Origin of the sequence: Bacillus mojavensis, assembly GCF_012648005.1 — a bacterium.
GTDB lineage: Bacteria > Bacillota > Bacilli > Bacillales > Bacillaceae > Bacillus > Bacillus mojavensis.
On record NZ_CP051464.1, the window covers coordinates 2,179,206 to 2,203,508 of the forward strand.

Consider the following 24,303-nt stretch of genomic DNA (forward strand, 5'->3'; position numbering starts at 1 on the left):
TACCCATATATTCAAGTCAATGTAAACCTTTACAAAAAAGCCGAAACCAGCGATATGGATATGCCAGTTTCGGCTTTTTCAGCAATGATTAATAGATCCAGCCTGTCATGAGTTGTTGATATGATACTAACTCTTCATCCTTAAAGAAAATATGAATCTCACGCTCAGCGCTTTCAAGAGAATCAGAGCCGTGAATAATATTTTTTCCGACAAACATGCCGAAATCCCCGCGAATGGTGCCTGGCAAAGCTTCTTTAGGGTTTGTTTTTCCAATCAGCTGCCTGGTCACTTCAACGACATTTTCGCCTTCCCACACCATCGCAAAAACAGGTCCGGAAGTAATAAACTCAACAAGTTCTCCAAAGAAAGGCTTCCCTTGATGTTCAGCGTAGTGTTTCTCAGCCATTTGTTCGGTTACTCTCATCAGCTTTGCGCCAGCTAATTGTAAGCCCTTACGTTCGAATCTAGATAAAATCTCCCCGATCAGCTGCCGTTGGACACCGTCCGGTTTCACCATGATAAAAGTCTTTTCCATCACATTCTCCACCCCATCATATGTATGTATAGGCTTTCACATTGCACACCGAAATCGTAACATCTTTCAGATAATTAATCAATCCGGGGCGGAGAAATTTCTTAATATCTACAAAAATTTAAAATTTTCTTTTGCCGATATATTTTGCGATGGCTGCAAGAGAAGAACGCGCACGCCCTCTCGGAAGCGTGTTAAGCTTTTGGAAAGCTTTTTGCAAATACATCTCGCTTACTGCCATTGATGCTTCAATTGCATCTGTTTTTTTGATCTCTTCAATAATAGGCGCAAGCTGTTCTTGTGTCGTCTCGCTGTTAATTAACTTAAGCTGATTCTTTAAAGCTGGGTTTTTTAATGCATATAGGACAGGCAATGTAACATTTCCTTGAAGCAAATCGCCTCCAACCGGTTTACCCAGTTCTTCTTCAGTTGAAGTAAAATCAAGAATATCATCAATAATTTGATAAGACATCCCGACATAATATCCAAACCAGTAGAGCGCCTTATGAATCTTTTCTTCAGCTCCGGACGCAATAGCCCCCAGCTGGCAGCTGACAGCGATAAGAAGCGCAGTTTTTCTTTTTATCCGCCGCAGGTATGTTCTGAGATTCTGTTCCATGTTGTATTTGTCTTTGATTTGTTCAATCTCTCCAAGACACACTTCAACAATGGTCTGCGACAAAATCCGGTGAGCTTTCGGCTCATTAATTCTCGTCATCATTTCAAGAGACCCGGCAAGCATATAATCGCCTGTATACATCGCAATCCGGTTATCCCATTTTGCTTTGATCGTCGGCTTTCCTCGGCGAAGCTCCGCATCGTCAATAACATCATCATGAACCAACGATGCCATATGAATCATTTCCAGAGTGACAGCCACATATTTAATCTTATTGATATCGTAATCGCCAAACATGCCGGAAAGCAGAACGAAGACAGGCCGAATCCGTTTGCCTCCTGCCTGCAATAGATGAAGACCCGCCTCGCTCAAAAGCGGATAATCGGAGCGAACGGTTTGTTCAAGCTCCCTTTCAATTACATCAATATCGTCATTTAAAAAAGAGTAGGCCATTTTAAATTTCATATCATTCACCCAACATCTGTGTTTTCATTTCCATCCGATATGCGTGGCAGCGACTCCGCCAGTAAACGAATGATATTTGACATTTTTCAGACCCGCCTCTTCAAACAGGCCTGCCAGTTCCTTCATACCAGGGAATTCCCTGGCTGACTCTTGGAGCCATGAGTATTCTTTATAGCTTTTTGCAAACAGCTTCCCGAAAAACGGCATAATATACTTAAAGTACATAAAATAAGCCTGTTTAAATCCAAACATTTCAGGCTGTGAGGTTTCCAGGCATACCACTTGTCCGCCAGGCTTCACCACACGTCTCATTTCTTTCAGTACAGTCAAATAATCAGGTACATTACGCAGTCCGAAACCAATTGTTACATAATCAAATGTATTATCATCAAAAGGGAGCTCCATTGCATTTCCGTGCAGCAGTTCGATTTGACTGAAGCCGCCGTCTTTTACTTTCTGTTTGCCGACGCTCAGCATGTTTTCGCTGAAATCCAAGCCCTTTATCTCACCGGTTTTGCCGGCTGCTTTTGCAAGAGCAATCGTCCAGTCGGCTGTTCCGCAGCAAACATCGAGAGCTTTGGCGCCTTCTTTTACACCCATAATGCGCATCGTTTTATCACGCCATTTTTTGTGCTGCTGAAAACTGATGACAGAGTTCATTTGGTCGTAGTTTTTATATATTTTTTCAAATACTCCGTGTACCCGCTGTTCTTTTGAGTCCTGCATAATGGTTACCCTTCTTCCACTTTCTGATGATAAGTTTGATCTTGGCTGATTGTTTTCAGGCGGTTTAATAAAATATGTTGAATAGGTGAGCTTAGAGGTAGAAGTGACTCAATGCTGTTCTTTGCTTTTTTTAAACACTCTTCCAGCATCTCTTCTTTTGTTTTCCCCAGCTGTATAACACTGCCGAGCACATCTAAAAATGTATCATTTCCGTTCATAAGCCGCTTATATACAAAAAAATCACTCGATAGTTTCTTCCAGCGCGGGAGATTGAAATGTTCAGACACCCGATGGAATAAAGCTGATTCAACGATGCCGACACTTTCGAAAAAATGGTGTTCGTCCTTTATCGATCGATCATACAGACGAATTTTATGTTCATTGATTTCTTTAATTGCTGTAGCGAGCGTTCTAATCATATAGATATCCTTCATTTCAGAGAGTAATGAATAGTACAGTCCGCTGAAATAATCGCCTGCAAGAACAGTCAATTGGCGGTTCTTGTTTTCGTCTCGTTTTATGACTCTGGCTGTCGTTACTTCATCATGGGTATCAAGGGCGCTTTGTACAAGCATCGCTGTTACAATATAGTTTTCTCTGTCATTGTGTTTTATGTCGGCTTCCTCAAATAATGCATGAAAAAGAAGAAGCTTATCCTCATCAATCTTAGGCGCAGAAATATGCTTCGCTAAATAGGGATGAGACAGCTTTTGTTTTATTTTCGTGTTTAGATTGGCTAAAGTTCCGTAGATGTCTTGCAAAAATATCACCCTTGTCCCCAAATTCACATTTATTTCTAAATCATATGTATGAGTTTTATTTTGTCATAAGATTACGCAGGTATCATTATAGCATAAAAAAAACAAATTGGCTGTATCCACCCGCTGTTTGAGAGCATTTGCTTTGAACAGCGGGGACAGCCAGCTTATTTTTTTTCGCTTTTCATTTCTCCGTATGCGGTTTGAATGAGCGCCTCTCCTCTGACTTTAATGGCAGAAGTATGCTCTGTAAACTGAGCAATGATCACTTCTCCCTTGTCGAGTTTTTCGGAATGGTGAAACTTAGTGTCCGTTCCCCTTGTCAGGCCGATCACATTCACTCCATCCTCAATTGCCTTAATGACGACAAAATCGCTTGAATGCTTTTCGTTCATTTATAGCACCCTCTATCTTTATTAGTCCTGGCGTTTAATATGTTCCAATACTTCTGAACGTGCAGCAGCATCATCTTTGAAAATGCCTCTGACAGCTGAAGTGACTGTTTTGGCGCCCGGCTTTCTTACGCCCCGCATTGTCATGCACATATGTTCGGCTTCAACAACAACCATTACGCCATGCGGATCAAGCGTTTCTACGATGCTTTCTGCAATTGTAGAAGTGATGCGCTCCTGAAGCTGCGGGCGCTTTGCAACTGCCTCAACGGCACGCGCCAATTTGCTGAGCCCTGTGACTTTTCCGCCCCGCGGTATATAGGCAACATGTGCTTTTCCGTAAAAAGGAACAAGGTGATGCTCACACATAGAATGAAACGCGATATCTTTTACAAGAACAAGCTCTTCATGGTCTTCCCCGAAGATAGTCTGGAAATGTTCTTTAGGATCTTCATTCAAGCCGGAGAATACTTCGGCATACATCTTTGCGACTCGTTTCGGAGTATCAAGAAGCCCTTCTCTGTTTGGGTCCTCTCCGATCGCTTCTAAAATTTGACGAACAGCTTGTTCGATTTGTTCTTTATTAACTTCTTTCATGTTCTGTGTCCTCCACCAATGAATACATTTAATTTCGATTCTAGCACATATGCCCCGCTAAAAGCAAAGTGAATGCACACGCTCCTAAAAAATGAAAAGCCCCTTAAGAAGGGGCTTTTCTGTGAAGAAATATAGTGTATGTAAGCTAGATGCATACACGATCTATATTCACAATTATTTTCCGGCAACTGCGTCTTTAAGCGCTTTACCTGGTTTGAAAGCAGGTACTTTGCTTGCTGGAATTTCGATTTCTTCACCTGTTTGAGGGTTGCGTCCTTTACGTGCAGAACGTTCACGCACCTCGAAGTTACCAAAACCGATCAGTTGGATTTTATCACCGTTTTTAAGTGCATCTAAGATCGTATCAAAAACAGAGTCAACTGCTTTTGTCGCGTCTTTTTTAGACAATTCGCTTGCTTCCGCAACCGCATTAATAAGTTCTGTTTTGTTCATGCCTTTCACCTCCTCCCAAAAGGAATACTCAGTTCGTTTATTATCATTTCTTCACAGTTCAGTCTGATTCTAAACCTGCCTGAGAAAAAAATCAGACAAGCAAGAGAAAGACAATTAAACGGCTTTTAAGAAAAACTGCACTCCAAGGAAGGTTTGTCCATCAGAGTGAAGAATTTCTGTATGTAGAGTAACACATATAAAAAGCCATATCAAGCATTTTAAAGCGTCAATCCCTTGCTCGTCAAGGATTTAACGTGATTTACCGAACAAATATTCCTTTTTTTCCTTTTTTCATCCTATTCCTTGATCCTTTTCCAATATTAAGAGCAAAGAAAAAAGACCTCCTATTCTATAAAGAGGTCTTCCCGCATTACAGGATAATGGCGATTAAGCCGCCTGATCCTTCGTTTATGATTCTTTCTAATGTTTCTTTTAATTTATATCGTGCGTTTTCAGGCATCAGTGACAGCTTTGCCTGAATCCCTTCTCTCACAATAGAGCTGAGTGATCTGCCAAAAATGTCAGAGTTCCAAATTGAAAGCGGATCATCCTCAAAATCCTGCATTAAGTAGCGTACCAGTTCCTCGCTTTGTTTTTCAGTTCCGATAATCGGCGCGAATTCGCTTTCGACATCCACTTTGATCATATGGATTGACGGTGCGACAGCTTTCAATCTCACGCCAAACCTGGAGCCTTGCCGTATAATTTCCGGCTCATCCAGACTCATGTCAGTTAAAGCAGGCGCTGCAATGCCGTATCCCGTCTGTTTGACCATTTTTAAGGCGTCAGACACCTGGTCATATTCCGTTTTCGCATGGGCAAAATCCTGCATCAGCTCTAGCAAGTGGTCTCTGCCCCTGATTTCAACGCCTACCACTTCTTTTAAGATTTGATCATATAAATGGTCCGGCGCATACAAATCAATTTCTGCAACCCCTTGGCCGAGCTCAATCCCTGCTAATCCGGCACTTTCAATAAACTCAAACTCGCTGAATTGACCGACAACCCTGTCGACATCACGGAGCCGTTTAATATCCTTAACAGTTTCCTTTACTGACTCCTGATAGCTCTCGCGAAGCCAATGGTTTTCTTTCAGCACCATGACCCAGCTTGGGAGATTTACATTTACTTCAAGCACCGGAAACTCATAAAGAGCCTCTCTGAGAACATTGAGTACATCGTTTTCACGCATACTTTCTACACTCATTGCCAAAACAGGGATATCGTATTTCTCGCTTAAATCCTGGCGCATCGCCTCTGTTTCCGGGTGATACGGTTTTACTGAGTTAATGACCATAATAAAGGGTTTTCCGACTTCTTTCAGCTCTTCAATGACTCTTTCTTCTGCCTCTATATAGTCACTTCTGGCGATATCACCAATCGTGCCGTCTGTCGTAATGACCACTCCGATGGTCGAATGCTCTTGAATCACCTTCCGCGTTCCGATTTCAGCAGCCTCATGGAACGGGATTGGTTCTTCGTACCAAGGCGTATTAATCATCCGCGGGCCGTTTTCATCCTCGTATCCTTTTGCACCCGGCACTGTGTAGCCTACACAATCTACTAATCTTATATTGACATCGAGTCCGTCTGATACATGAACAGACATCGCCTGATTCGGAACAAATTTAGGCTCTGTAGTCATAATCGTTTTTCCGGCTGCGCTTTGCGGCAGTTCATCCTGCGCACGTGCCCGGTCTGCTTCATTGCTGATATTCGGGAGCACCACAAGCTCCATAAATTTCTTAATAAACGTGGATTTCCCTGTACGGACAGCACCAACGACTCCTAAGTATATATCGCCTCCTGTTCGTTCAGCGATATCCTTGAAAATATCGACCTTTTCCAAGTGATCCCCTCCCGGACTTCCTATCCTTATCAATTTTATTAACCTTTTTCAATCAAACACAGGACACTATATGTGTATGACGTTGTCCTATTTCAATATGACATCTTTAGAAAATTTTTCATCCTTAATCTATTAAAGTATAAGAAAACCTTTCTCCCTATTTGTATGCAAGGGAGAAAGGTTCATTCCTTTTTTATATCATTTTCTAAAAAAACAGGTTCTTGTTTGTCATTAACGGTATATTTCACTGAAAATGCGGGGACGAAAGGCGTCTCTTCCCATATCATGTCCTGTATTTCCGTGCCGGGTTTAAACGTTTTTTTGCTTTTTTTGAGACAGGAAACGAGCTCTGTCCGATAGTCGGCATAAATTTCTCCGTCTCCGTCAATCATAAGCGGCAGGGAATTTCCTGAAATTGGGCTTGTGACAGAAAGAGAGTCAGCCTCCCCTAGTTTTTTCCCATCTAGTGTAAACAAGTCCCGTGCTAATACATCCTGATATGGCGGATATTTATGTTCTTGGCGGTACATTTGAACGCGCAATTTGATATCACGTATTTTTTCTGCCATCTTTACATCAATCAGTTTAACAGTCGGATTGTCCTCTACATCGACAAGCACATATTGATAGTCTCCGCCGCTTTCATATGCCGTGCTTGGAGGTTCGGCCATATATCTCGGCGCTAAACGGTTAAAATCTATCGGATATTTTTGATAAAGCGGTGTTGACATATCTTTTGTTTGAATCGGTAGCAGTCCTCCGTTTGCCTTTTGAAATTCATCAACGGCAGATTGAACCAGCTTTAATTGGTCCTGATATGGAGTGGCTTGTACACTGCTTTTCCGCTCATGTGGATATAAACATCCTGATAAGAAAATCACTGCTACAAAGATCATAGCGCACTTCAGTTTAACCATACAGCACTTCCTTTTACAGCTTTATTCATTAACAGGGCCGCTGAATACCACCACAAAAACAATAATTCCTGAAATCAATACACACATGTAAGCAAACGATGAAACCGTAATCTTCAGAAAACGGTTTCGGCATTTAAAACGGCTTAAATAGATGCATGCTACGGCCAGAAACATCAGCCCCATGGAACCAAGAGCAAACCACATTTTGATCAATGCCAGACTCAAATAAACCGCGCCCCCTCCGACATTTGTTTTGTAAGCGTTATATTTTATTTTAATATACAGGGCTTGAAAAGATCAACCAGATTTTCCATCCTTTGATAGAATAAAAAAACTGAAGCAAAGAGGGGGACTTTGCTTCAGTCAAGTTGACTATATTCACCTACGTTTAAGAAACACTCTCTTGGACTTCGATGCTATAGTATGCGACGTTGCATACAGATGCATCCTCTCTTGCCTAAATCGGCAAAATGTTTCAGGAGATCCCAAGGTCTGGGTATTCTTCTGTGTTTCGGGCTTTCGTGCAATTAGAATATGCGGACTTTTATTCCGTTGCCACTTTTATTTTACTTGGTTATCAAATGTATTCACCAAGTCCTCCATCTCGTGGGTTTTCCCTCTCGCCATTAAGGATTCAACAGCGGTTTCTACCTTTTGTCCATTAAATAGGACTTGATGGAGGGCTTCTGTAATCGGCATTTGCACCTGATATTTTTCTGAAAGCTGGTAAGCCGCTTTTGTCGTGCGCACTCCCTCAACGACCATTCCCATCTCTTCAAGAACGTCCTCAAGCTTGTACCCTTTTCCGAGTAAATTGCCGGCACGCCAGTTTCTGGAGTGAACACTTGTGCACGTAACAATCAGGTCGCCGACACCTGTCAAACCGGAAAACGTTAGCGGATTCCCGCCCATTTTTGTGCCGAGTCTCGCAATTTCAGCAAGACCACGCGTAATCAAAGCAGCCTTGGCATTATCGCCGTATCCTAAGCCGTCTGTGATGCCAGCAGCAAGGGCGATAATATTTTTCAGGGCGCCTCCGATTTCTACACCGATAATATCAGGATTTGTGTACACCCGAAAATTGTGATTTATAAATAGATCCTGCACCTCTTCTGCAGCCTGCATGCTCTTTGAAGAGGAAGTGACGGTTGTCGGATGCCGGAGTCCTACTTCTTCAGCATGGCTCGGCCCGGAGAGCACAACAATGTCCTTTCTGACATCACTCGGGAGCTCAATTTCCATAATTTCAGAAATGCGCAGGAGTGAATCCGGTTCTATCCCCTTACTCACATGAACAAAGACTGCTTTTTTCGTCATAAAAGGCACTGCCTGTCTCAATACTTCCCGAATCGCTTTGGTTGGAACAGCAACTATGATGAAATCTGCGTCTGTAACAGCCTCCCCGATTTCCGTTGTTGCCTGAATCGATTCAGGAAGCTTGACATCCGGCAAATAATCCTTATTTTCGTGCAGATCATTTATTTGTTGGATCAGCTCCACACGATGCCCCCACATTCTCACATCATGGTTGTTATCAGCTAACACTAAAGCCAGTGCCGTTCCCCAGCTTCCCGCTCCAAGCATTGTGACTCTTTTCATATTTGCTTCACACCTTTTTATTTTCTAGCTCTTGCAAATATTTTGATTGGTGTACCCTCAAAACCGAACGCGTCTCTGATTCGGTTTTCTAAAAATCGTTCGTATGAAAAATGCATCAGTTCCGGATCGTTTACAAACACAACAAAACTCGGCGGCTTCACCGCAACTTGAGTCGCATAATAAATTTTCAAGCGCGACCCGTTATGAGTCGGTGTCGGATTCATTGCTACAGCATCCATAATGATGTCATTTAAGACATTCGTCTGGACACGAAGTGAGTGATTTTCACTCGCTTTAATGATTGCAGGCATTAGCGTATGAATCCGTTTTGTCGTTAATGCTGACATGAACAGAATCGGTGCATAGTCAAGGAATTGAAAATGATCGCGGATATTTTGTTCAAATTCTTTCATCGTGCTCTCATCTTTATCAACAGCATCCCATTTATTCACTACGATCACGACAGCCTTGCCTGCTTCATGTGCGTATCCCGCGATGCGCTTGTCCTGTTCGATAATGCCTTCCTCACCGTCAAGCACCACCGCAACAACTTCGGAGCGGTCGATGGCTTTCAGCGCCCGCAGCACGCTGTACTTTTCAGTCGTTTCATATACTTTACCTTTTTTTCTCATGCCGGCAGTGTCTACAATGACAAAATCTTGCTGGTTATAAGTAAATGTTGTATCAACGGCATCTCTAGTCGTTCCCGCCACGTTACTCACAATGACACGATCTTCGCCAAGAATCGCGTTTACCAGAGAAGACTTCCCTACATTCGGGCGTCCGATTAGGCAAAATTGAACGACTTCATCATCGTATTTTGTTTCAGGGATGTTTTTGAAATGCTCTGCTGCGGCATCCAATAAATCACCGAGTCCCAGCCCGTGTGTTCCTGAAACCGGATAAGGTTCACCAAAGCCCAACGAATAAAAATCATAAATATTCGCTCTCATTTCTGTGTTATCCAGTTTATTTACCGCTAAAACAACAGGCTTTTTCGTGCGGTACAAAATTTTCGCTACTTCTTCATCAGCAGCTGTCACACCTTCACGGCCATTCACCATAAAAATAATGACATCCGCTTCATCCATGGCGATTTCAGCCTGCTCGCGTATCTGTGTTAGAAACGGCTCATCACCGATATCAATACCGCCCGTATCAATCAAATTAAAATCATAATTCAGCCATTCAGCCGAGCTGTATATCCGATCCCTTGTCACTCCAGGGGTATCTTCTACTATTGAAATTCTCTCACCCGCAATCCGATTAAAGATTGTGGATTTTCCTACATTCGGTCTCCCGACAATGGCTACGACAGGTTTACCCATAGTACCCTTCCTTTCGATCCAGCCGCTTTCATTTTTACATAAATTCTCAACCGGTTATTTAAATCATCTCATTCACTTTTATGAAAAGAAACCCTTCAGAGGAAGGGCTTAACTCATTTATTATATCAGTTTTTACTGGGATCACAACTATTCTTAAAAATGTTTCACGATCAAATAGACATCTTCCCCAATTCTATGGGCAATTCCGTCAAGGATCGCCTCAAGGTTTTTAGCGAAAAGCTCCATCTCTTTTTGGTCATCACAAAAAAAGATAGGTGTCCCTCCCGAAGCCCGGTTCCGGTTTGTTGTGATGACAGACAAAATCACTTTCGTCAGCGATTCACTCATCCTATCACCTTATCCTGTTTTTTGATAAATTCTGTAGGCATTCTGATTGCATTTTCCAAGGTCGGAACATTGCTGATAATCTGAACAGCTGTATCCGGGTGATGAATTTGCGGCAGGACAAAAACACCCACTCTTCCATCATTAAGATCCCGTTTCGCAATTGGCGTCAGGGACGGCTCCCCTGAGTCCCGATACACTCCCAGCACATTGGAAACATCAAATAATATGGCCTGACGCTGACCCAGGTTGGCAATGGTTGCAGCTGAATTAAAATTTTTAGGTGTTAAAATAAACCCCATGCCATGCTTTAAAATCAGCTCCTGTTTCTCTGGAAGTCCAATGTTCATCATATAAATATTATCAACAAAAAGACCCGGCCCTTCAAAGTGAGGCTCTATGTACTCGATATCCACAATATCTTTCAATACACTGCCGGACATAAATTTCATTGCCAACAAAAAACAAACAACAGCGGTTATAACAGCAACCCAGATTGAGAAAAATACGTACGCCGATGTTGTCAATAGAGCAGTAAAGATTACGATATAATTTCTGCTTTCAAACGCAATGGCGATTCCTTCAATATAAGTGCTTCCTCTTGAAACAAGTTCGTACGAATCCATTTGTGTCAGCGTATTCCGCTCCATATTTCTGACATCTCTGAATTGAGTGGCTGCAAGAGTCAAAAACGTGATAGCCGTAAACTCCTCCTGCAATAGCGCAGGCATAATAATTGCCCCTAACCCTGCTGCAATAAGCCCAAGTGCAATATGAATGACTTTACCATGAATATAGGTTGGATACTGGCGGTAATCTGTTTTCAGCATATACAGCCTTGTGGCGACTCCTGCTACGACCCCCGCAATAATCGGATAGATGTAATCGCTCATGACATTTTAGTAGCTCCTTTGTTTGATCTTTTGCCTCTATGGCCAATTTGACTGGCAAGCTGTTCATATTTTGATATACCAAACAGCAATATCATCCCTGCAGAGCATGCGTTTAGCCATTGAAAACCTCCAACAGCCGTATGCCCTGCCAATTGTTGAATGACAAAAGAATACACTAGTTCCCCTTGGCACATTCCAAGGACATATAAGGCAAGCTGCTTCTGAAAATCCCTTTCAACAGAAGCAGTCAAAAGCACACATAATACAACAGCGGCCCACTCAGGTTTTATGATGAACCAAACTGGATCATATAATGCAAAAAGATAAACAAACGCATACCCGGACACAAGCGTCAGGTGCACCATGATATAGCGAAATCGTTTATACATCCCGAAATATCCGGAATAGACGCATCCGCAAACGAAAAACATCACGTATGCCGCATTCAGTGAAAAATATAAAGTAAAGTGATGTATGCTTAAGATGATATTAGTCAAAATAAATAATGAGACGGCAAATCGACTTTTCGTCTTTCCAAGAATAAAGGTTGTCAGTATCCACAAAAACCACATTGACCAATAATAATAAAATTGTTCCATATTGCTTCCTCCATATTCCCAGTATGGAGTCTAAACACTTTTTTTAAACAAACCGCCTCACGTAAAGGAGAATGATCATGGGAAAAGACAGACAGGAGAAAAAACTCAAGGCTTCTGGCAGAGTGGAATCAGACCGAGACCAATCGATTCACTATGACGGAGCCACCAGCCTTGAACAAAACGGTAAATTCAAAAAGCGTAAATCATAATACAAAAAGCCCAAAACTCACACGGTTTTGGGCTTTCCTTATCCAACTATCAACGTACATTGTAATTGGAAGTATGAATGCCTCTCTCTGTCAGCCAGTGATGAGTCTCACCTTTGATGACAAGAGGAGCCTTTTGCAAATCAGAAATTGTTCTGGTGCCGAGCACAGTCATAATCATTTTTAATTCCTCTAGGATCAGCTGAATCTCTTCTAGCAGCCCTTCTTCGCCTTTTTCAGTCAGCGCCTTTAAGAAGTGCCCTGCCATTCCTATACAGGAAGCCCCGAGAGCTATCGCCTTCGCGGCATCAAGCGCATTTTGAAGGCCGCCAGACGCAATCATTGGTTTATCAGGAAACTCAGAGCGGATTTCAGCCAGGCTCGCTGCTGTTGAAATACCCCATGAATTGAAAAAGGTGATCTGCCGCTTTCTTCGGAGATTTTCTATTTTCGAGAAATTTGTCCCTCCGTAACCGCCGATATCAACAGCTGCCGCACCTGCCTCATACAGTTTTTTTGCTGATTCTTTGCTCATTCCGAAGCCTACTTCTTTTATTATGACAGGCACTTTGACTTCGCTGCAGATTTGTCCAATACGGGAAAGAGCTCCGCTAAAGCTTCTGTCGCCTTCTGGCATGACAATTTCCTGAATGACATTCAGGTGAATCTGCAGCGCGTCCGCCCCAATCATTTCGACAGCTTCCTTCGCCTGACGGGCTGTCGCCTCGCTCCCGAGATTGGCAAAAATCAGCCCATTCGGATTTTCCTTTCGGACGATTTCATACGAATAGCGTTCAGACGGGTCTTTTAACGCCGACATTTGCGAGCCGACAGCGAGAGGGATACCAGCTATTCCAGCTGCTCTAGCAAGCGCCTTATTAATTTCATATGTAAGTTCTCCGCCGCCGCCAGTCATTGCATTGATAAAAATCGGCGAACTGCTTGAAAGTTCGCCGATTTTTGTGGAAATATCTACTTGTTCTAATGCAAGATCGGGCAGACTGACATGAACAAACGTAATATCATCAAGACCCGTCTCCCGCTTTTGGCCGGTAGACAGGGCATGATTGATGTGTTCTCTTTTCCGTTCTGCTCGAGTCACGTTTATCACCAATTATTTTAGTTTATTAAGCTTATCTCCGATCAGATCTCCAAGCTGGAAGCCAGTGCTTGTTTCTTCCTTCGCCTGATATTGGCGGTAATCCTCTTGATCGGCTTTCGGCGTTTCTTCAAGCTCACGCATGCTTAATGAAATGCGCTCTTCATTTTCATTCACATCAAGAACCTTCACTTTTACAGTCTGTCCTTCTTCAAGAACTTCATGCGGCGTGCCGATATGTTTATTAGAAATTTGAGAAATATGAACGAGACCTTCCACGCCAGGAAGAATTTCAACAAACGCACCGAAGCTCACGAGGCGCTGAACCTTTCCTTCAAGCACATCACCCGGTTTGACTTTCTCCCCAACTTGGCTCCAAGGTCCAGGCAGCGTTTCTTTAATAGATAGAGAAATACGCTCATTATCCCGGTCAACCGATAATACTTTCACTTTTACTTCCTGTCCTTCTTCCACAACGTCAGACGGCTTTTCAACGTGGGAGTGGGAAAGTTGTGAAATGTGCACAAGCCCGTCAATACCGCCGATATCAACAAACGCGCCGAAATCAGTCAGACGCTGCACTTTACCTTCGAGTACACTTCCAACCTCTAGAGACTGAAGAAGGTCTTGTTTTTTATTTGCCTGCTCACTTTCAACAACCGCACGGTGTGAAAGGATGACACGGTTTTTATCACGGTCAAGCTCTACTACGAGCAGAGACAGTGTTTTTCCTTTATAGTCGGTAAAATCTTCTACAAAATGCGCTTCTACAAGTGATGCCGGAATAAAGCCTCGAACGCCGATATCAACGACAAGACCGCCTTTTACGACATCTTTTACTTCAGCTTCAAACACTTCTTTTGTTTCAAATTTTTTCTCAAGGTCTTCCCAAGCGCGGTCTGCATCAACAGCACGTTTAGATAAAATCAAAGCATCGTCTTCCACTTTTGTTACTTTCAGGTCAAGCTCATCGTCTACTTTTACGACATCCGATGCTTTCTCTACATGAAGACTTGATAATTCACTGATTGGAATAATACCGGACTGTTTGACATTGATAATTTCAACATCGACATGCTTGTCCTCTACCTTTGTCACAATCCCTTTTACTACATCTCCAACCTCTGGCACTTGAACATCAATTTGATTCATTTCCTCTGTCATTTGAATAACCTCCTTGGTCCAAACCTACACAGCTTAATTAAAAACGGTTTGAAAGCTGAACACGTATCATACATGTTCGCTTTTAGCCGAATATGTATTAAAGAATCATCCAAAAAAGATTTTGAATGATCAATAAAAAGTTTTATTAGTATTAACTTCTAATAAAAGGACAGGTTTGTCAAGCAATAACATTCTTTCTTTGTTGAAAAATTCAAAAAAAGTGGCCTCCGCTGGTATCAGCGGGACTTTTGCTCCACTACATCAAGAATTTTTTCAGCAACTTCCTGAATGGAGAGAGAAGTCGTGTCGATTTCAAGCGCGTCATCTGCTTTTCGAAGCGGAGAAACTTCGCGCTCTGAATCGAGTTTATCTCTTCTTGCAATTTCCTCAATTAATGTTTCATAGTTGACATCGTAGCCTTTTTTTACATTTTCTTCATAACGGCGTTTCGCTCTCTCTTCAACAGACGCCAAAAGAAAGATTTTCACTTCAGCATTTGGGAGTACGTGAGTTCCGATATCACGTCCATCCATGACAACGCCGCCTTTTTCGCCGAGCTGCTGCTGGCGTTTCACCATTTCTTCCCTGACGCTTCTGTGCTTGGCAGCAATTGAGACCTGATTGCTGACTTCGTCTTTTCTGATGTCCTCAGTCACATCTGTGCCGTTGACAAGCACCTTTTGTCCTTCTTTGGTTGTGATCAGCTCAATATCTGTTTGCTTTAACAGCTCAGCCAATTTTGCCTCATCTGTCAAATCAACTTTTTCTTGTAAAGCCACATACGTAATGGCCCGATACATCGCTCCCGTATCAATATATATGTACGATTTTTTCTCAGCCACAATTTTGGCAACGGTGCTTTTCCCCGCAGCAGCCGGGCCGTCGATCGCAATCGATAATTTCTTTTCCATAATTCCTCTCCTTGCTCTTTTCTCCTCTATGGATTGTATCATGAACTTTATGAAAAAGGGTGAAAAATTCCTGAATAATTAATGTTTAATGGTTTCTACCCAATCATTAACCTCCATTTTATCAACCCCTTCATATTGAATCACTTTTGAGACATAAGGTTCAATATGCTGATAGTGAAAAAGAAACTGGATACCAACTAAAATCACTGCCTGAATGAACAATAATTTGAGCAGCAGCCGTTCAAAGGTCTTCATCGGCCCACCTCCATTACAAATAGTATGGAAGTGTTTGCCGATGTTTATTCCAATCTTGCCTTCCTTCTCTTGTTTAACTGGCGGCGAATGCAATACTGAAGAAGGAGCTGCTGGTCACCTGCTGAAATCTCCGAATACTCCAAGGTCATTTTACGTTTGCCGGTTTTTGAATCATCATAAACGCGTCTGACAACCGCGGCAGCCTCTACTTGATGCGTTTTCTCCTCTTCCTGAAGGCTGATGAAAAGGCGCAGCGTATCCCCGTGCTGATAAGAATAGCCGCCTGTCAAAATCAAAGCGATACCGCCAGCACTGATATTGTACGAGAGTGTATGAAACTTGTCTTTTTCATCTGCCGGCTCGACCAGCACATCCAATACCGCGTCAGTTCTTACATATTGCCGGCGCTGAATTCGTTTCATTTTTTCACGGGGAGGCACTTCAAGGCGAATCATTTGAAGCTTGTCCTTCACTTTTCCCTTCATGCGGCTTGAGAAGCGGTAAGGCACTTCGTCTTTACCGACAAACTCTACCGTTACTTCAGTATCGTGATGTAATATCACGGTTCTTCCTGTGTGTACATCAACTGGATATGCGATCAGGAGCTCTCCGTTTTCAATGCTCACAGCCTTGCTCTTTGCTATTTTTAATTGATTTTCTTCTATGTATTCTAAGTGTACAGTATCCCCAATTTCTATCATTGACTTCACTCTTTCGCATTCAATATATTCACTTTTTTATTAAATCATGTAATGGAAAAAAGGAAAAGACTTTTAGTCCTTTCCTCCTAGTTTTTATAGGTCTTTATATATAGGTTCGGCATTTTTTAGTTTTTCGACCTTCTCTTCCGTTCCGTCATTAGCATTTATATACATTCTGAATGTATCATTTTCAATCGTACCAAGCATTTCATAGCACAATACTTCCTGGCCTAATTCATTTGTGATCACAGCAAGCCTTGTTTCTCTCACTTCTACATTTTTGTTTAATTTTGCTTTTGCATCTTGTTCAGAAATAACCGGCTTTGGTATGTCTCTTTTTCTGTGGGATGTTAAGAAATCGCGTGCTGAAAAACCGACAACCTCGCCGTCATCCAAGGCAACTTTCATACGGATGGCTTCTGGATACATCCTGATATTATTTTCTATTGGAACATATGAGAATACACCGATTTTATCGTATTGCGCACTTTCATCGATTTCCAGATCTTTTGTTTCATATCCATTTTTCTTTAGAAAAGCAAGGGCTCGATTCGAACCATCATTCAAGCTGATTTTTTGATCTTTCACTTCTCTGTTCTGGATTAAATAAACCGGGTGTCCGCCTTTTTTTGTAATATCCATATATATCGCTGCTTTATGATCAGGATCTTTCATACTGATACTGTAGACGTCACGGTTTGTTTTTTTCCCGCTCTTTATCACTTTAATTGCATAATTGTCATCCGGTGCAAAGCGTTGGGCAATTTGTTTGGCTTCCTGTGCAGAAATTTCTTTCCCCTTCAGATGGGCAAAACCTTTCTCTTCTTTTTTGGTGCTGGTGAAACTAGGGCCAAGATCTGTTCCGGAGGAGAAGGACCCGACATTTTTTTCAACCGTTTTAAAGCTGTTGATGATCGTGTTATCACTCTGTTTTTCGTCAGAGGCCAGCGCCATCTCTACATCCATCCAGCGCAAGTTCTTGCTCATGACAAGGTGCTGAACGTGGCGCAATTCATTTTGGATATCTTCTGACTGCTGATAAAGCTTATTTAGCGAAGTATATTCTTTTTCATCAAGCGGTTTTTGATCCAAATCTCTGATTGACGTTTTGTAGCTGAAATCGCCGATCTTGGATAACAGCTCTTCCGTTTTGTTAAACGGCATTAATGTAAGCGGCAGCTGACTGACACTGTTATGGGCTTCTGATGTAATTCTCCAAACATCTATCAATGCGGGGGACAGTGATTTTTTGCTGTTCATGGCAAGCGTTGCGCCAATTTTATCATGCAGCTGGTCTACCTGATAGGTGAGCTCATGAAACGCCCGCTGATAGTTATTTTCAGCATGAAGAAGGACAGCGTCTTTTTCCTGGTGCTCTTTGTATCCCCAGTAACTAGTACCGACAATTGCAATACCGAGCACTGCGATTAAAATACCTCTGATCATTTATCACACCTCATTTTTATGCTTTCTTATGTCCTGCTACTCACAGAAAATGTGTTTACCGATTCTCTTAATCTGCGGGCGTCCCCAAATCCAAGCGCTGGTAGCTGTATCCGGATTAAAATAATACAGCGCTTCCTCGGACGGGTCCCAGCCATTGATGGCGTCTAATACTGCTTCTTTTGCTGTTTCGTTCGGCTGCATATAAATTTGTCCGTCAGCCACCGCTGTAAAGGCAAGCGGTTCAAAAATAACACCCGCTACTGAATTTGGAAATAACGGACTGTTTAAACGGTTCAAGATAACTGCTGCAATCGCAACCTGTCCCTCGTACGGCTCGCCACGCGCTTCCCCGTAAACCGCTTGAGAAAGCAGCCGAATATCATTATTGGAAAAACCGCCCGGCATGTTAGCTGCAACCGCATCCTGTTTTTTTGTTTTTGCAGGCGTGTTGTTTTGCTGTTTATTCGCTTGCGGCTGCTGTGTTATTTTTTCAGCAGGCTGTTTCTGCCGCGTCTCTGCTTGCTGCCTTGCTTTTTGAGTCGCTGTTTTTGACGGTTTCGTTTGGTATTTCAGCGGTATTTTTCCGTAATGCGTGAATGTATTTCCTTTTTGAAGCTGCTCCATGACATATTCACGGTAATATTTAGACTTAGATATCAAGGTCTGTTTGGTTTGGGCTCCGACCAGGCCGTCTATCTCTTTTAAGCCGAATTGATCCTGAAAGTTCCGTACTGCCCAGTATGTCCCCCATCCATAAACCCCGTCAATTTTCCCATTATAATATCCGTTATATTGAAGACGCGCCTGCAGCTCAATCACATCGTCCCCTGTTGCCCCTCTTTGAATGACTTGATTAGAAAAGGCTGAAATTGTTTCAGTATTGATAAACGTCGTAATTATAAAGGAAAATAAGATGAGACATGCCATAATCGATCCTTTGGACTTCATCTTTTCAAGCCTCCTACAGCAAATTTTTGAGTGTAAACGTATTTTCTGTAACGAGGTTATTTTTATACACTCTTTCCTTCTTATCCCTCACAGCTTAAAAATTTCAACAACTCAAAAAGCCGCACTATGGCTGTGCGGCTTTTCTATATCTGCATCATATTGACAGAACGGGCTTTTTTTGCTTTTCGTAAACCAAACCACCATAAAAATAACATAAATGGAAGCATGTAGTAGACCCAGTTGCTGAGGGCTGTCAGGATAAAGTCATACGACCCATGTAAAAGTGAGGGCAGAACCAACGAAAGGATAAGCCATTTCATACGTGCTTTATCAGCTGAGAAACGCGCTTTCCCGAGGTAAAACCCCATAATCACTCCAATTAAGGCATGGCATGAAACGGGCAGCAGCGCTCTGACAAACGCATGCTCCACACCATGACCGATTAAATAAAGAATATTTTCGAGTGTCGCAAAACCGAGCGATACACTTGCACCGTATACAATTCCGTCATAATGCTCATCAAAGTGGGCGTGCGGATAAACACTGATCATTAAAATAAACCATTTCAATGATTCCTCCAAAAAGCCAGAAGACAAAAAAGAAACAAAAAAGCTTCCGCCTCCCACATTCTCTTTTTGAAGTACATACTGAATAAACATAGTGGGAAATACAAGAACAACCCCAAGAAAAAATGAGCGAAGCACCATATGTACAGGTTCATTATCATACTGATCTTTTAAATAAAAATAACTTAACAGCGCGATGCCGGGAGCAATTCCTGCAGAGATGATTGCAAACATCAGGCAACCTCTTTCCTTTATATTCCTATGTCTATCCTACCATGTTGTGTATGAATTTACATCTGTCTGACTTTAAAAAAACAAAAAGAGCATACGAATCCTTCATATGCTCTCCTCTTTTCACTGATCTTCTCTTTTTGCAATTTCGTTTGCGATGTGGCCGCCGTGAAATCTTCCGTTTTCAATGAATATTTCATTTGCGTTGTTTCCGGCAGCAATGACCCCGGCAATAAAAACGCCCTCTACATTGGTTTCCATCGTTTCTTCATTAAAAAACGGACGCCCTGATTCCTCATCGATTTCCACACCGATTTTTTTCAAAAATTGATGGTCAGGATGATATCCCGTCATGGCAAATACGAAGTCGTTTTTAATGGTAATCAGCTCCTGCTGGCCGGAGCGGAAAACGACTTCATCATCAGTGATTTTTTCTACACAAGCGCCAAATTCCATTCGGATTGTACCGTTTCTTACTAAGGATTCGAATTCTGGCAGAATCCATGGCTTAATGCTTGAAGAGTATTCATTGCCCCTATATAAAACGGTGACACGCGCTCCTGATTTTACGAGTTCAAGCGCAGCATCTACACTTGAATTTTTCCCGCCGATAACGACGACGTCTTTATCGAAATACGGATGTCCTTCTTTAAAATAATGGAATACTTTCGGCAAATCCTCACCGGGTACGTTCATATAGTTTGGATGATCATAATAGCCTGTGGCAATGATGCAGTATGGCGTTGAATACGTCTCTTTTGACGTTTCGATAACAAATGTATTGTTTTCTGCTTTTGTCACTTTTTGCACCATTTCAAATGCATTCACACGGATCTTTTTTCGCTTCACGACTTCCCTATAGTACGACAAAGCCTGAATTCTGACAGGCTTTCTGTTTTCGGTAATAAATGCCACGTCACCGATTTCAAGCTTTTCACTTGAGCTGAAAAAGGTTTGATGCGTCGGATAATTGTAAATACTGTTAACGACATTGCCTTTTTCAATGACAAGGGCATCTATGCCAATTTGTTTTAGGTGAATGGCCGCAGATAATCCGCAAGGACCTCCGCCAATAATTATTGCTTTTTCTTCAATCATTTCCGTCAACTCCTGCGATTGGGCATTCAATTCACATTTTTCTATTTCCAAATAAAAAAATCTCCTATTTTATCATAGGAGATTTTTATTTTTTATGCAAATCATCAACTTATATCCAGCCTCTAAAGCGCGAAGCTTCCGCCATTTTACGCACGCCTACCATATAAGCGGCAAGTCTCATGTCGATTCTTCGGTTGTTGGCCATTTCATATATATTGTTGAATGATTTTACCATCATTTTTTCTAATTTCTCTTCTACTTCTTCCTCGCTCCAGTAGAAGCCCTGGTTATTCTGAACCCATTCAAAATAAGAAACCGTTACGCCTCCCGCGCTTGCCAGTACATCAGGAACAAGCAGAATGTCACGGTCTGAAAGAATTTTTGTTCCTTCAAGCGTAGTTGGCCCGTTAGCTGCTTCAACGACGATTTTCGCCTGTATATTATGGGCATTTTCTTCTGTAATTTGGTTTTCAATCGCGGCAGGAACTAAAATATCACAATCCAGTTCCAGCAGCTCTTGGTTCGTAATGGTATCGTTGAAAAGCTTCGTCACTGTGCCAAAACTGTCACGGCGGTCGAGTAAGTAATCAATATCCAGGCCTTCAGGGTCATACAGTCCGCCGTATGCATCGGATATGCCGACAACCTTTGCCCCTGCATCATGCATAAATTTCGCCAGATAGCTTCCGGCGTTTCCGAATCCTTGAACGACGACTCGCGCACCTTCAATATCGATGCCTTTTTTCTTCGCCGCTTCTTTTATGCAGATGGTTACACCTTTTGCTGTCGCTGATTCTCTCCCGTGAGATCCGCCAAGCACAAGCGGTTTGCCTGTAATGAACCCAGGCGAATTAAATTCATCAATTCTTGAATACTCATCCATCATCCAAGCCATGATTTGTGAGTTTGTAAATACATCCGGTGCCGGCACGTCTTTCGTCGGACCGACAATTTGGCTGATAGCTCTGACATATCCCCTGCTTAGACGCTCCAGCTCTCTAAACGACATATCCCTTGGATCACAAACAATTCCGCCTTTACCACCGCCATATGGAAGATCAATGATACCGCATTTTAAACTCATCCAAATGGAAAGTGCCTTCACCTCTTTTTCAGTTACGTTGGGGTGAAAACGTATCCCGCCTTTTGTCGGACCGACGGAGTCATTGTGCTGGGCACGATAACCCGTAAAAATTTTGACTGAACCGTCGTCCATACGAACTGGTATTTTTACCGTTAATAATCTCATCGGCTCTTTTAACAATTCGTATACTTCTTCAGGATATCCCAATTTTTCCAGAGCCTTATGTATTACGGTTTGAGTTGATTTTAAAACATCAAGTTTGTCCTCTTCTGTATGACCGGTGTTTCGATCGGCTGCCATTTGAGTTAACCTCCTAGAATCTTCTGTTTCTCACATGCTCCCTTTCAGAGAATAGTATACACCTTCATATGATCTATGCATAGGATAAACGTTATGTTTTTCCATGTTTTTTAACAAAAAAAACCGCTGTAAAAAACAGCAGTTTTTCTTCCATTCTTATGAAAAATGAGTTTGGATTGTCTCTACAGCATTTCCGTCCATAATGAGCTTACCGTACTCTTGTAAGCGATAAATCGTTAATGTTGTTGGATTGCCGTATTCAGCCAGGACCGCCACAACACCCTCGGCAGTCTGTGATCCCAAGTCTTCCAGGCTTAGAAAGTACTGTCCTTCATAGTGATAGACAGTCCCTCCCGTGATACCGATCCGCTGTAAGCTTTCAGAAAGCTGAATGATATCTTCAAAGGAATGGAATTGATATATGATGTCCGCGCTTTCGTCAAGCTTGACTTGCATTTCGATGTAATCATCATCATACTCATCTTCTTCTGAATCCGCTTCTTGGTTCTTTGTTACGATCACAACCATCCCTTGTGCTTGGAGAGAATACACTTCCACTGCAATCGGTCCATTCGCTTCAAAGCCGAGCTCTGTATTTGCTTCATTCATCATATCTTTAAATAACTGGTGGACTTTAAATGAGTCCTTCCAGAGGTCTTCTTTTGTTAATCCACGATCAGTCAAATCATCGAGGGTCAAAAAGATTTTAATCTTATTGTAATTCAGACGCTCAAGCCGCATAACGTTCCCTCCTGCCTCTACTTGCACACAAATCATATAACACATTATATGAGATGATGAGTCATAGGTTCTTAATTGTTATCAGTTTACACTGAGTTCACTAGTAAGACAAGCACAATGCAGTTTTTTATGGACACACTCTTTAGGGAAGTCATTCAGGTGCTGCAAGTGTCACGATGTGTGCCTCAGGCTCCGCCCCTAAACGAAGGGGCACTTTTGTTGTGCCGTACCCGTTGCTGATGAGGTATGCAGCATTTTTAACAAAACCGGTTGTACCAAGCTCATAAGGGCCGAATTTTCCAAATCGAATCTGTCCGCCATGGGTATGTCCGCTGAATATCACATCAATACCATCATTTTCATTGATTTGCTGATGGATCTCAGGGTTATGACAAACCAGAACGTTCAACTGGTTCTCGTCAATTTCTTTAATTGCTTCTTCATAATCATCCATCTCCATCCTGATGTCATCCACTCCGGCTATGGTGATGGTATGTCCGTTATAGGTAAAAGGAACCGATTCATTTCGAAGCGTAATAATACGGTACGCCTTAAAAATAGTATACAGTTCACGCTGACTGACCTCATAATCATTGTTTCCCCATACAAACATGACAGGGACTCCCAAACCCGCAAGCCTTCTGACATTTTCCTCAATTCTCGAGCAGGACACCCCGCCTTCAGCTAAATCACCGCCAATTATCACCAGATCCGGCTTATGGCCCTGCGCTTCCTCTAAAAGACCGTGATCAACAACACGTTTGTGAATATCAGATATAAAAAAAATCGTTAGAGGCGGCTTCCCCTTCATTTTTGATAACGTAAATGTATGGTTTTTTAGATGATTGCCTTTTGCCACTGAATACATTTTTGCCGTCATTGCCGCTGCCGCAATCGCTAATGCACCCGCAATTTTCATTGATCGCTTCATAAAAAACTCTCCATTCTTTTAGTACTTATCAATAAGACGGACAATAAAAAAAGACGTTTCTATCGTTTGAGAAAACGCCCCATTTTATTTACTTTCAAAATATAGATTAATATCATATTGGTGCTTCATCAATTGAAAAACAGATTCTCGCGCCTTCCATTTATCAGGCTGCGGCCAGAGATCAGTGCTTTTCTGAATAATTTCACATCTCAGTTTATGGAAATCCCCCTCGGCTTTTTCTTCTTTTTTCTTAAAATAATATGAAGTGCAGTATGCAAAAGCAGTTGCCATCATCCAAAATAAATAAAAGGTATGGCTTAGCATTTCTTGAAGAATGAGCTGAGGCGCCGGGCTTTTGATCATCATTAAAAGACATAATAAGCCCAGGCAAATGAGTGAGGTCCACCGCCACCTGCGGCATTGCGCAGCATAGTTTTCGTATTTTTGTTTTCGTTTCACCAACGCCTGTAGCATCTGTTTGGTCGGCGCGTCCGTAAATCGGTCCAGCTGGTTCCATAAGGATTCCATACGCTTCACACCTTGTCCCTTT

The 24,303-nt window shown here is 42.2% G+C and carries 29 protein-coding genes; 1 reads left to right on the plus strand and 28 read right to left on the minus strand.

The genetic code is table 11. The features are described from left to right. Positions 1-88: 88 nt before the first annotated feature. From ndk to HC660_RS11345, 15 genes are all read right to left on the minus strand, one after another. Positions 89-538, minus strand: a complete 450-nt coding sequence (ndk, locus tag HC660_RS11275; RefSeq protein WP_168748134.1) for a nucleoside-diphosphate kinase — start codon at positions 536-538, stop codon at positions 89-91. Between the two features lie 115 nt (positions 539-653). Further along, on the minus strand, positions 654-1,616 hold the full coding sequence (gene hepT / locus HC660_RS11280; protein WP_024121868.1) for a heptaprenyl diphosphate synthase component II: 963 nt from the start codon (positions 1,614-1,616) through the stop codon (positions 654-656). Positions 1,617-1,640: 24 nt separating this feature from the next. Continuing rightward, positions 1,641-2,342, minus strand: coding sequence for a demethylmenaquinone methyltransferase (gene menG / locus HC660_RS11285; RefSeq protein ID WP_029441346.1), 702 nt, complete (start codon positions 2,340-2,342; stop codon positions 1,641-1,643). A gap of 5 nt (positions 2,343-2,347) precedes the next feature. After that, positions 2,348-3,103: a heptaprenyl diphosphate synthase component 1 gene (gene hepS / locus HC660_RS11290; protein ID WP_168748135.1), complete on the minus strand. Its 756-nt coding sequence runs from the start codon at positions 3,101-3,103 to the stop codon at positions 2,348-2,350. 164 nt (positions 3,104-3,267) lie between these two features. Further along, positions 3,268-3,495, minus strand: a complete 228-nt coding sequence (gene mtrB, locus HC660_RS11295; RefSeq protein ID WP_024121871.1) for a trp RNA-binding attenuation protein MtrB — start codon at positions 3,493-3,495, stop codon at positions 3,268-3,270. 21 nt (positions 3,496-3,516) lie between these two features. Then, the gene (gene folE / locus HC660_RS11300) at positions 3,517-4,089 is read right to left on the minus strand and encodes a GTP cyclohydrolase I FolE (RefSeq protein WP_010334745.1); all 573 of its coding nucleotides are present in this window, start codon (positions 4,087-4,089) and stop codon (positions 3,517-3,519) included. Between the two features lie 174 nt (positions 4,090-4,263). Continuing rightward, positions 4,264-4,542 (minus strand): non-specific DNA-binding protein Hbs, encoded by a 279-nt coding sequence (gene hbs, locus HC660_RS11305; protein WP_003153447.1) that lies wholly within the window; start codon positions 4,540-4,542, stop codon positions 4,264-4,266. 370 nt (positions 4,543-4,912) lie between these two features. Then, positions 4,913-6,391 carry a stage IV sporulation protein A gene (gene spoIVA, locus HC660_RS11310; RefSeq protein ID WP_010334746.1) on the minus strand — a complete coding sequence of 493 codons (1,479 nt, stop codon included), beginning with the start codon at positions 6,389-6,391 and terminating at the stop codon, positions 4,913-4,915. Positions 6,392-6,573: 182 nt separating this feature from the next. Next, positions 6,574-7,308: a YphF family lipoprotein gene (locus tag HC660_RS11315; RefSeq protein WP_168748136.1), complete on the minus strand. Its 735-nt coding sequence runs from the start codon at positions 7,306-7,308 to the stop codon at positions 6,574-6,576. Between the two features lie 21 nt (positions 7,309-7,329). Further along, positions 7,330-7,533, minus strand: a complete 204-nt coding sequence (locus HC660_RS11320; RefSeq protein WP_010334748.1) for a DUF2768 domain-containing protein — start codon at positions 7,531-7,533, stop codon at positions 7,330-7,332. 336 nt (positions 7,534-7,869) lie between these two features. After that, positions 7,870-8,907, minus strand: coding sequence for an NAD(P)H-dependent glycerol-3-phosphate dehydrogenase (locus HC660_RS11325; RefSeq protein ID WP_168748137.1), 1,038 nt, complete (start codon positions 8,905-8,907; stop codon positions 7,870-7,872). Between the two features lie 17 nt (positions 8,908-8,924). Further along, entirely contained in the window at positions 8,925-10,235 is a 1,311-nt protein-coding gene (gene der, locus HC660_RS11330) for a ribosome biogenesis GTPase Der (RefSeq protein WP_010334750.1), read from the minus strand. Positions 10,236-10,388: 153 nt separating this feature from the next. Continuing rightward, on the minus strand, positions 10,389-10,583 hold the full coding sequence (locus HC660_RS11335; protein ID WP_010334751.1) for a capping complex subunit for YIEGIA: 195 nt from the start codon (positions 10,581-10,583) through the stop codon (positions 10,389-10,391). After that, positions 10,580-11,473, minus strand: coding sequence for a YIEGIA family protein (locus tag HC660_RS11340; protein WP_010334752.1), 894 nt, complete (start codon positions 11,471-11,473; stop codon positions 10,580-10,582). The genes HC660_RS11335 and HC660_RS11340 overlap by 4 nt, the downstream gene beginning before the upstream one ends. After that, the gene (locus HC660_RS11345; protein ID WP_168748138.1) at positions 11,470-12,072 is read right to left on the minus strand and encodes a YphA family membrane protein; all 603 of its coding nucleotides are present in this window, start codon (positions 12,070-12,072) and stop codon (positions 11,470-11,472) included. Before HC660_RS11345 ends, HC660_RS11340 begins: the two co-directional genes overlap by 4 nt. A gap of 77 nt (positions 12,073-12,149) precedes the next feature. Between HC660_RS11345 and HC660_RS11350 the strand changes: the two genes are divergently transcribed. Then, on the plus strand, positions 12,150-12,281 hold the full coding sequence (locus HC660_RS11350; protein WP_010334754.1) for a YpzI family protein: 132 nt from the start codon (positions 12,150-12,152) through the stop codon (positions 12,279-12,281). Positions 12,282-12,330: 49 nt separating this feature from the next. On the opposite strand, the gene fni is transcribed toward HC660_RS11350, so the two are convergent. The 13 genes from fni to HC660_RS11415 form a co-directional block, all read right to left on the minus strand. Further along, entirely contained in the window at positions 12,331-13,380 is a 1,050-nt protein-coding gene (gene fni / locus HC660_RS11355) for a type 2 isopentenyl-diphosphate Delta-isomerase (RefSeq protein WP_168748139.1), read from the minus strand. Between the two features lie 12 nt (positions 13,381-13,392). Then, positions 13,393-14,541, minus strand: coding sequence for a 30S ribosomal protein S1 (rpsA, locus tag HC660_RS11360; protein ID WP_168748140.1), 1,149 nt, complete (start codon positions 14,539-14,541; stop codon positions 13,393-13,395). A gap of 236 nt (positions 14,542-14,777) precedes the next feature. Next, entirely contained in the window at positions 14,778-15,452 is a 675-nt protein-coding gene (gene cmk, locus HC660_RS11365) for a (d)CMP kinase (protein WP_010334757.1), read from the minus strand. 78 nt (positions 15,453-15,530) lie between these two features. Further along, complete coding sequence (locus tag HC660_RS11370; protein WP_010334758.1) at positions 15,531-15,707, minus strand: YpfB family protein; 177 nt, start codon at positions 15,705-15,707, stop codon at positions 15,531-15,533. A 44-nt stretch (positions 15,708-15,751) separates the two neighbouring features. Beyond that, the gene (locus tag HC660_RS11375; RefSeq protein ID WP_168748141.1) at positions 15,752-16,408 is read right to left on the minus strand and encodes a cyclic di-GMP receptor DgrA; all 657 of its coding nucleotides are present in this window, start codon (positions 16,406-16,408) and stop codon (positions 15,752-15,754) included. Positions 16,409-16,501: 93 nt separating this feature from the next. Next, complete coding sequence (gene ypeB / locus HC660_RS11380) at positions 16,502-17,854, minus strand: germination protein YpeB (RefSeq protein ID WP_029441349.1); 1,353 nt, start codon at positions 17,852-17,854, stop codon at positions 16,502-16,504. Between the two features lie 36 nt (positions 17,855-17,890). Continuing rightward, positions 17,891-18,802: a spore cortex-lytic enzyme gene (gene sleB / locus HC660_RS11385; protein WP_010334761.1), complete on the minus strand. Its 912-nt coding sequence runs from the start codon at positions 18,800-18,802 to the stop codon at positions 17,891-17,893. 143 nt (positions 18,803-18,945) lie between these two features. Further along, positions 18,946-19,602 carry a glutamic-type intramembrane protease PrsW gene (gene prsW / locus HC660_RS11390; RefSeq protein WP_168748142.1) on the minus strand — a complete coding sequence of 219 codons (657 nt, stop codon included), beginning with the start codon at positions 19,600-19,602 and terminating at the stop codon, positions 18,946-18,948. A 120-nt stretch (positions 19,603-19,722) separates the two neighbouring features. Next, positions 19,723-20,697: a YpdA family putative bacillithiol disulfide reductase gene (locus HC660_RS11395; protein WP_168749456.1), complete on the minus strand. Its 975-nt coding sequence runs from the start codon at positions 20,695-20,697 to the stop codon at positions 19,723-19,725. Between the two features lie 109 nt (positions 20,698-20,806). Beyond that, complete coding sequence (gene gudB / locus HC660_RS11400) at positions 20,807-22,081, minus strand: NAD-specific glutamate dehydrogenase (RefSeq protein ID WP_010334764.1); 1,275 nt, start codon at positions 22,079-22,081, stop codon at positions 20,807-20,809. A gap of 156 nt (positions 22,082-22,237) precedes the next feature. Next, positions 22,238-22,822 carry a genetic competence negative regulator gene (locus HC660_RS11405; protein WP_010334765.1) on the minus strand — a complete coding sequence of 195 codons (585 nt, stop codon included), beginning with the start codon at positions 22,820-22,822 and terminating at the stop codon, positions 22,238-22,240. A 151-nt stretch (positions 22,823-22,973) separates the two neighbouring features. After that, positions 22,974-23,753 (minus strand): metallophosphoesterase, encoded by a 780-nt coding sequence (locus HC660_RS11410; RefSeq protein WP_168748143.1) that lies wholly within the window; start codon positions 23,751-23,753, stop codon positions 22,974-22,976. Positions 23,754-23,837: 84 nt separating this feature from the next. After that, the gene (locus HC660_RS11415) at positions 23,838-24,281 is read right to left on the minus strand and encodes a YpbF family protein (RefSeq protein ID WP_024121889.1); all 444 of its coding nucleotides are present in this window, start codon (positions 24,279-24,281) and stop codon (positions 23,838-23,840) included. Between the last annotated feature and the right edge of the window lie 22 nt (positions 24,282-24,303).

What these genes read in the sequence shown, in the direction of transcription:
- HC660_RS11395 (WP_168749456.1), bottom strand. Translation starts at nt 20,697, where the DNA reads ATGATTGAAGAAAAAGCAATAATTATTGGCGGAGGTCCTTGCGGATTA.
- HC660_RS11350 (WP_010334754.1), top strand. Translation starts at nt 12,150, where the DNA reads ATGGGAAAAGACAGACAGGAGAAAAAACTCAAGGCTTCTGGCAGAGTG.
- HC660_RS11415 (WP_024121889.1), bottom strand. Translation starts at nt 24,281, where the DNA reads ATGGAATCCTTATGGAACCAGCTGGACCGATTTACGGACGCGCCGACC.
- sleB (WP_010334761.1), bottom strand. Translation starts at nt 18,802, where the DNA reads ATGAAGTCCAAAGGATCGATTATGGCATGTCTCATCTTATTTTCCTTT.
- der (WP_010334750.1), bottom strand. Translation starts at nt 10,235, where the DNA reads ATGGGTAAACCTGTCGTAGCCATTGTCGGGAGACCGAATGTAGGAAAA.
- HC660_RS11345 (WP_168748138.1), bottom strand. Translation starts at nt 12,072, where the DNA reads ATGGAACAATTTTATTATTATTGGTCAATGTGGTTTTTGTGGATACTG.
- HC660_RS11410 (WP_168748143.1), bottom strand. Translation starts at nt 23,753, where the DNA reads ATGAAGCGATCAATGAAAATTGCGGGTGCATTAGCGATTGCGGCAGCG.
- prsW (WP_168748142.1), bottom strand. Translation starts at nt 19,602, where the DNA reads ATGTTTGCAATCATCTCTGCAGGAATTGCTCCCGGCATCGCGCTGTTA.
- HC660_RS11335 (WP_010334751.1), bottom strand. Translation starts at nt 10,583, where the DNA reads ATGAGTGAATCGCTGACGAAAGTGATTTTGTCTGTCATCACAACAAAC.
- HC660_RS11340 (WP_010334752.1), bottom strand. Translation starts at nt 11,473, where the DNA reads ATGAGCGATTACATCTATCCGATTATTGCGGGGGTCGTAGCAGGAGTC.
- rpsA (WP_168748140.1), bottom strand. Translation starts at nt 14,541, where the DNA reads ATGACAGAGGAAATGAATCAAATTGATGTTCAAGTGCCAGAGGTTGGA.
- mtrB (WP_024121871.1), bottom strand. Translation starts at nt 3,495, where the DNA reads ATGAACGAAAAGCATTCAAGCGATTTTGTCGTCATTAAGGCAATTGAG.
- HC660_RS11375 (WP_168748141.1), bottom strand. Translation starts at nt 16,408, where the DNA reads ATGATAGAAATTGGGGATACTGTACACTTAGAATACATAGAAGAAAAT.
- ypeB (WP_029441349.1), bottom strand. Translation starts at nt 17,854, where the DNA reads ATGATCAGAGGTATTTTAATCGCAGTGCTCGGTATTGCAATTGTCGGT.
- menG (WP_029441346.1), bottom strand. Translation starts at nt 2,342, where the DNA reads ATGCAGGACTCAAAAGAACAGCGGGTACACGGAGTATTTGAAAAAATA.
- hepT (WP_024121868.1), bottom strand. Translation starts at nt 1,616, where the DNA reads ATGAAATTTAAAATGGCCTACTCTTTTTTAAATGACGATATTGATGTA.
- folE (WP_010334745.1), bottom strand. Translation starts at nt 4,089, where the DNA reads ATGAAAGAAGTTAATAAAGAACAAATCGAACAAGCTGTTCGTCAAATT.
- HC660_RS11315 (WP_168748136.1), bottom strand. Translation starts at nt 7,308, where the DNA reads ATGGTTAAACTGAAGTGCGCTATGATCTTTGTAGCAGTGATTTTCTTA.
- HC660_RS11325 (WP_168748137.1), bottom strand. Translation starts at nt 8,907, where the DNA reads ATGAAAAGAGTCACAATGCTTGGAGCGGGAAGCTGGGGAACGGCACTG.
- hbs (WP_003153447.1), bottom strand. Translation starts at nt 4,542, where the DNA reads ATGAACAAAACAGAACTTATTAATGCGGTTGCGGAAGCAAGCGAATTG.
- cmk (WP_010334757.1), bottom strand. Translation starts at nt 15,452, where the DNA reads ATGGAAAAGAAATTATCGATTGCGATCGACGGCCCGGCTGCTGCGGGG.
- gudB (WP_010334764.1), bottom strand. Translation starts at nt 22,081, where the DNA reads ATGGCAGCCGATCGAAACACCGGTCATACAGAAGAGGACAAACTTGAT.
- HC660_RS11370 (WP_010334758.1), bottom strand. Translation starts at nt 15,707, where the DNA reads ATGAAGACCTTTGAACGGCTGCTGCTCAAATTATTGTTCATTCAGGCA.
- HC660_RS11405 (WP_010334765.1), bottom strand. Translation starts at nt 22,822, where the DNA reads ATGCGGCTTGAGCGTCTGAATTACAATAAGATTAAAATCTTTTTGACC.